The organism is Listeria booriae (assembly GCF_000766865.1).
Taxonomy (GTDB): Bacteria; Bacillota; Bacilli; order Lactobacillales; family Listeriaceae; genus Listeria_A; species Listeria_A booriae.
The window spans coordinates 352,440-358,814 of sequence record NZ_JNFA01000023.1 but is presented as its reverse complement, the minus strand read 5'-3'; the positions used below and the strand labels follow the sequence as shown (position 1 = coordinate 358,814).

At 40.7% G+C, this 6,375-nt stretch carries 7 protein-coding genes; 6 read left to right on the top strand and 1 reads right to left on the bottom strand.

Annotated features, from left to right (window positions below; genetic code table 11):
• From EP57_RS17365 to EP57_RS09680, 6 genes are all read left to right on the top strand, one after another.
• A partial coding sequence (locus tag EP57_RS17365; RefSeq protein ID WP_420912083.1) for a DUF6985 domain-containing protein occupies positions 1-114 on the top strand: 114 nt, incomplete at its 5' end.
• Between the two features lie 347 nt (positions 115-461).
• Positions 462-890 (top strand): MarR family winged helix-turn-helix transcriptional regulator, encoded by a 429-nt coding sequence (locus EP57_RS09700; RefSeq protein WP_052167626.1) that lies wholly within the window; start codon positions 462-464, stop codon positions 888-890.
• A 36-nt stretch (positions 891-926) separates the two neighbouring features.
• Complete coding sequence (locus EP57_RS09695; RefSeq protein ID WP_036086164.1) at positions 927-1,946, top strand: amidohydrolase family protein; 1,020 nt, start codon at positions 927-929, stop codon at positions 1,944-1,946.
• Between the two features lie 287 nt (positions 1,947-2,233).
• Complete coding sequence (locus tag EP57_RS09690) at positions 2,234-2,986, top strand: DUF2653 family protein (protein ID WP_036086162.1); 753 nt, start codon at positions 2,234-2,236, stop codon at positions 2,984-2,986.
• Positions 2,987-3,273: 287 nt separating this feature from the next.
• On the top strand, positions 3,274-4,368 hold the full coding sequence (locus EP57_RS09685; protein WP_036086160.1) for a Glu/Leu/Phe/Val dehydrogenase dimerization domain-containing protein: 1,095 nt from the start codon (positions 3,274-3,276) through the stop codon (positions 4,366-4,368).
• 82 nt (positions 4,369-4,450) lie between these two features.
• Positions 4,451-5,122: a histidine phosphatase family protein gene (locus EP57_RS09680; RefSeq protein ID WP_036086157.1), complete on the top strand. Its 672-nt coding sequence runs from the start codon at positions 4,451-4,453 to the stop codon at positions 5,120-5,122.
• Positions 5,123-5,164: 42 nt separating this feature from the next.
• Here EP57_RS09680 and EP57_RS09675 read toward each other — a convergent pair whose 3' ends face one another.
• Positions 5,165-6,190, bottom strand: coding sequence for a YdcF family protein (locus tag EP57_RS09675; RefSeq protein WP_036086155.1), 1,026 nt, complete (start codon positions 6,188-6,190; stop codon positions 5,165-5,167).
• Between the last annotated feature and the right edge of the window lie 185 nt (positions 6,191-6,375).

The following is a 6,375-nucleotide window of genomic DNA, read 5'->3' as shown; positions in this document are numbered from 1 at the left end:
GTGAGAAGAATTGGCTTAGTGTGTGATTGTACTTGGGATACAGATAATGGTGTGGGAGTTCGGATTGAGAATGAAAAAGTAGAAGAAGTTGATTATCAAGACATCGTGTTATAAATGATTGATTGGTTTTAATATATCAGTTATATCTTGTAAGTAGACATAATTTCTAACTTCCGATTGTTTTATACTGGGTGTAGAGTTAATATTGAGTAAAGATGATAGAAAAACAGCCATCAGAAATTCTGATAGCTGTTTTTTTGATGGATTACGGATATTATGTAATTCGTAATAAGTTCTATAATATGTGCTAAGATTCAAGGAGAAACATTCAGAAGCAGTTAATCAATTTACGTGTTTATGTCTATTATTCTGTAATATGGATTTAACTGATACCATATAAATTGACATCCAAAAATAAAAGCATATAATACATAGTATGCTATATAAAAAGAGGTGATTGAATGACAAAATACTCAAAAATGGGAATTTATCTAAAACGCATCGACATTGCTTTTGACGGCCGATGCAACAAAATGCTAAAAGAAGTAGACATGACACACACGCAATTCAAAATCCTGATGTATATGCTAAACAACCAAGAAAAAGCAATGTATCAAAAAGATTTGGAAACCTATTTTGACCTCAGCAATCCAACCATTACAGGCATTCTTAATCGACTTGAAAAAAAGCAGTTTTTAAAACGGGTTGTAAGTCAGGAAGACGCTCGTTATCGAACTATTGTACTCTGTCCAAAAACGTTAAAACTGGAGAAGAAATTAAAAGAAATCGCGCATGATATGGAACAATCACTCATCCACGGCTTATCTAAAGAGGAAATAAACCAAGCTTTTGTCTTATTAGAAAAAATGTTGAACAATGTCACTAAATAGATAGTTAACTATATAAAATGAGAGAAGTGTTGAGACATGAAAATTATCACAATCGAAGAGCATTACCAATCGGCCAACGTAAGCAAAAAAATGGACGAAATCAATGCGACAGCAAACCCCGAACAAAAACAAACGAATAAAGCTGGGCTTGAGATGGCAAAAAACTTTCTCTCATCAACAGATGATATAGAGGATGTTGGTGAAAGACGCATCAAGTTCATGGATGAAGCAGGTATCGATATGCAGGTCATAGCATACGGAAACGGCAATCCGCAAACATTAACGGACGCCAAAGCGGCAATTGCTTTATGTCGGGAGGCGAATGATGAATTAGCGAGCATGATTCGTAAAAATCCAACAAGATTCGCAGGTTTTGCTTCGCTACCAGTTGCGGACCCAATGGCAGCGGCTACTGAATTAGAACGTGCAGTAAAAGTCCATGGATTTAAGGGCGCGATGTTGGCAGGAACTTTTGAGGGGAAATTCTTTGATGATCCACAGTTTTTACCGATATTTGCTAAGGCTGAGGAACTGAATGTGCCGATTTATATGCATCCATCGATTATTGCGAAGGAGATTTCGGACTATTATTTTAACAGCACGGAATGGTCTCCGATGTTGACTGCGACCTTTGCTTCGGCAGGGTACGGCTGGCATATGGATGTTGGTATTCACGTGATTCGCCTGATTTTGTCAGGGATGTTTGATAAGTTGCCGAATTTGAAAATCATTTCTGGTCACTGGGGTGAATTTGTTCCGTATTTCCTAGAGCGTATGGATGAAACAATGTTGCCAAGCATGACGGGGCTTAAACGGAATATCTCAGATTATTATCGCAACCATGTCTACATTACGCCAAGTGGTTTATTTTCAGTACCGCAACTTCAATTTGCCATTGCTGAAATGGGCGCGGATCATGTGATTTATTCTGGCGATTACCCATATCTTATCGACACTAAATCTCGTGAATTTTTAGAAACGGCGCCGATTTCTGATGAAGATAGGGAAAAAATCGCCCATCTAAACGTTGAAAAATTGTTAGGGCTAGATGAATAAATTAGATTTACAGCCAAATAGCTGATTTTTTCGTGGTAGTATTGTTCTCAATCCCTTGCCATTCCACGCAAAATATAATATACTAGCCTTATTCAAATTCAGTAAGCCCGATAAGGGGAGTAGCAGTATAGCAATGTCGTCAGTACGGGATAAAACCCCGGCATTGTTAGCAATTTTCGATTGTTTGCGAGACCTTACGTTTATTCGTGAGGTCTCTTTTTGCGCGTAAACGGCCAGTTGTGCTCGTGTGACTTGATGAGAAAATGCAAAAATCAGGAGGAGAGCAATTGAAAAAACTAGTTTTATTATTTGCGATGTCTGTCGTGCTCGTATTCTCACCGCTTGGAACGACGACATACAACACCATTGTGCCAGCGAAATATGAACAAGTAAGCGAAGCGCACGCGAAGGGGTATCGTTCGCCGAGCCGTTCGTATCGTCCGAATAATAACCAAATTAAACGGGATACGACGAAAAAAACAACGAATAACCAAGCAACAAAAAATAAAAGTAATAATCGTGGTTTCCTAGGCGGACTTTTATTCGGTGGGATTGCCGGTTTGCTTTTTGGTAGTATGTTAGGAAATATGGGCGCGTTTGGTGATATTTTAGCCCTTATTATTAACGTGATTGCGATTATTTTAGTGATTCGTATTCTGATTTACTTCTTCCAGAAATGGCGGAATCGTAATAATCCGAAGCCGCAGTCGAATGTTTTTGATCATCAAGGTCCGACTGAGAATAACGACGGGGCAACGGTTCTTGATGAAGGCAATATCTCGAACGCCGTGATTCATTTCTTCACGCATGAAAAAGGTTTGCAGTTGGAAGATGTGGAAGTGGTGTTGACGTATGATGAGAGTAGAGGGTTTGGCGCTGATGTGATGAAAAATGGCCAGCTAGTTCAGGCGCTGGATCACTTCTCGCTTATTCAAGCCATTCGTTATTGGGCAACAAAAGAGGGGAACTTTGACCCGAATTGTGGGCTGGAATTGCGATTCTCAGAACGCGACGGAATTACAGCGATTGTAACAGAATAAAAAACGAAGGCGCCTAAGTATTGTTTGGGCGTCTTTAGTCTTATTTTATGCTAGTTTTCACTTAGTTTAGCCTAGCTATAATTTTGCAAAAATAAACGATGAAATCGCTATCTTATCCGTTTTTATGTTTTTCCTACTTATTTTTTGTTATGAGTAAATAGAACTTGAATTGGATACAAAGTATGAAAAATGATATAAGAAGTCTAAAAACTTTCATCCAATTATCACATTTCGTATAATAAAAGAGAGAAGAAAACGCATTCATTTCGAGGTAGGGGGATATAAAGATGTTATTTGAACGAATGGAGAAATATGATTATGAGCAAGTTGTTTTTTGTCACGATAAGGTTTCTGGGTTAAAAGCGATTATTGCAATTCACGATACGACGCTGGGGCCTGCGCTTGGTGGGTGCCGGATGTGGCCGTATGAGACGGAGGAAGAGGCGTTAGAGGATGTGTTGCGCTTGGCTCGTGGGATGACGTATAAAAATGCAGCGGCTGGTTTAAATCTTGGTGGTGGGAAAACGGTGATTATTGGTGATCCACGAAAGGATAAATCGGAGGCGATGTTCCGCGCATTGGGTCGTTATGTGGAGAGCTTGAACGGGCGGTATATTATTGCGGAGGATGTTGGTACGACGGTGGCTGATATGGATATGATTCATGCGGAGACGGATTATGTGACGGGGATTTCGGAGAGCTATGGTTCATCAGGCAATCCTAGTCCGATGACGGCGCTTGGGGTTTACAGCGCGATGAAACGCACGGCATTGGAGGCTTTTGGAACGGATACGCTAGCTGAGAAAACTGTTGCGGTGCAGGGTGTCGGAAATGTTGCCTATGCGTTATGCGAGTTGTTGCATAAAGATGGCGCGAAACTGGTTGTGACGGATATTAATCAGGAGGCTGTGAATCGTGCTGTGGCGGCGTTTGGTGCGAAAGCTGTGGCGCCGGATGAGATATATGATGTGGACGCAGATATTTTTGCACCATGTGCGCTTGGTGGGGTGTTGAATGATACGACGATTCCGCGTTTGAAAGTGAAGGCGGTGTGTGGTAGCTCGAACAATCAGTTGTTGCAAACCATTCATCACGGTCAAATGTTGGCGGATCGCGGTATTTTGTATGCGCCGGATTATATCGTGAATGCGGGTGGTGTGATTAATGTTGCCGATGAGTTGAGTCGTTACAATGAGGAACGCGCCAAACATAAGATTGGCGAGATTTACGGCCAAATTGGAAAAGTTTTTGATATCGCGAAGGAAGAAAAAATCTTGCCAGCGCAAGCGGCGAATCGGATGGCAGAGCAACGGATGGAATCGATGCGCCATGTTAGCAGTACTTTTTTGCGGGCGGAGCATTCGCTTTTGACAAGAAGATAGCAGTTCCCAACGTTTTTCCTACCTCCGAAAATATGCTATAGTTAAGAAGGAGCTATTACATATTCATTTGGAGGGAAGAGAAATGAACAAACCATTATCGCTATACTTTGTACGTCATGGACAAACCTATTTGAATAAATATGAAAAAATGCAAGGCTGGGCGGATTCTCCACTAACACCTGAGGGCGTGGAAATCGTGAAACAAAGTGGCCGAGGCCTCGCAGATACTGAATTTGTCGCGGCGTATTCTAGTGACTTACACCGAACAATTGCGACTGCGGAACTGATTTTAAAAGAAAATAAACATGGTTTTGGCTTAACGCTTGAGCCTCGCAGCGAATTCCGGGAAACTTTTTTCGGGTCCTTTGAAGGGGATTCGAGTGCGATGACTTGGGCGAAAGTAGCTAAATCAATGGGTTATGCGAGCCAAGAAGAGCTTTTTGAGAAAGCAAATGTTCGCGAAACGATGAACGGAACGAAAGTTGCTGATCCAAAGCATGAGGCGGAGGATTTCATGACCTTTTGGAACCGCGTCGAAAAGGGCTTTTTGCATGTGATTAATACGCACCGTGAGTCTGGCGGGAATATCCTGATTGTGGCGCACGGCAACACCATTCGCAATATCGTGCATGAGCTAGAGCCATCTGTAAAAGCTAACTTTATTCTTGATAATGCGAGTGTAACGGTACTTTCTTATGAAAATGGTCTTTTCAAAATTGAGCGACTAAATGATACGTCTCATTTTACAGAATAACATATAAAAACGCCTGTCCTGATTGAGGATAGGCGTTTTTTTCTAGAAAAATATAGAAACGGCAATCAAAGCGAGTGTTATTAGCACAATGAAGCTAACAGTAATGATATGCCACCACTTATACATCACGATAATCGCAATGAATTCGCGTAACAAAGCGTTTGGCAAGTAATAAAGCGCCGTTTTGGAGCTGATGCCTTGGCTTTTTAGTCCCGCTTTTCGCGCATACAGGCTAGCGCGGAACAAGTGGAAATTATTCGTTACGAAAATACTACGGTACTTCTCTTTCAAATCCATCATAATGGTTTTAGAAAACTGCATATTTTGTAGCGTATTAACAGACAGGTCTTCCATCAACACATGCTCGTCTGGAATCCCTTTTTCAAGTAAGTAGTTCTTCATCGCAAACGCCTCAGATACCCATTCATTAGGGCCTTGGCCACCAGACACGATGAACTGCGGGGCAAAATTTTTCGCGGCCTGTTTGTAGTAAAAAGTAATACCACGATCCAATCTGCTAGCAAGGAGCGGTGGCACTTTATCGCCAATCAAGCCACTGCCAAGCACAATAATGAAATCCTGCTTCAAACGCGGTCTATTGTACTGATAAATATAAGAAGAAAGCAAGAAACTCACCAAAATAAAGGCAAAATAACCAATGATAAAGAGCAATCCAGTAAAGAAAATACTCAACCAAATATAAGGCCAAATCGTAAGGTGCAAAATAAACAATAAAATCACTCCTAAAATCGCAATGCCTACAAACAATGTCAATAAATTAGGAATTCTGCGTCCTTCGCGCTTGGCCATCAATCGCCCATTAACAACAAGCCCAATCCCAAGGCCGATAATTGTAAAAGGAATCAATGCCACAACCAAGAAGAAAACCACGACTACGATAATCGTCATAATATTATTCTGCGACGCCATAAGCCCGTAAGCCACAGCTAAAATAGTGAAAAAAAGCCCAATCGTCAAAAATATCCCGTTACTAATTCGTCGCTTATCAATGATAAACAAAATAACAAATAAAATAATAAAAAATGCAGCAATCTGCGCAAAAACCATTGTCATCTCCCTCTCTCATTTTCTAGTATACTGTCTTCTTAGTTAGAATTCAATGGTGTATCAAAATATCAAAGTTTCTAAAAAAAGCCCGTTCATGTCTGAATTGTGAACATTACTATTTTTGATTGAGTTAGGGCTATATTTATGGTAAATTGAGACTATACAAAGAGAGTGGAGGTTTCTAG

Excerpts from the sequence above, each read along its gene's own strand:
- EP57_RS09700 (WP_052167626.1), top strand. The coding sequence starts at position 462 with ATGACAAAATACTCAAAAATGGGAATTTATCTAAAACGCATCGACATT.
- EP57_RS09695 (WP_036086164.1), top strand. The coding sequence starts at position 927 with ATGAAAATTATCACAATCGAAGAGCATTACCAATCGGCCAACGTAAGC.
- EP57_RS09685 (WP_036086160.1), top strand. The coding sequence starts at position 3,274 with ATGTTATTTGAACGAATGGAGAAATATGATTATGAGCAAGTTGTTTTT.
- EP57_RS09680 (WP_036086157.1), top strand. The coding sequence starts at position 4,451 with ATGAACAAACCATTATCGCTATACTTTGTACGTCATGGACAAACCTAT.
- EP57_RS09675 (WP_036086155.1), bottom strand. The coding sequence starts at position 6,190 with ATGGTTTTTGCGCAGATTGCTGCATTTTTTATTATTTTATTTGTTATT.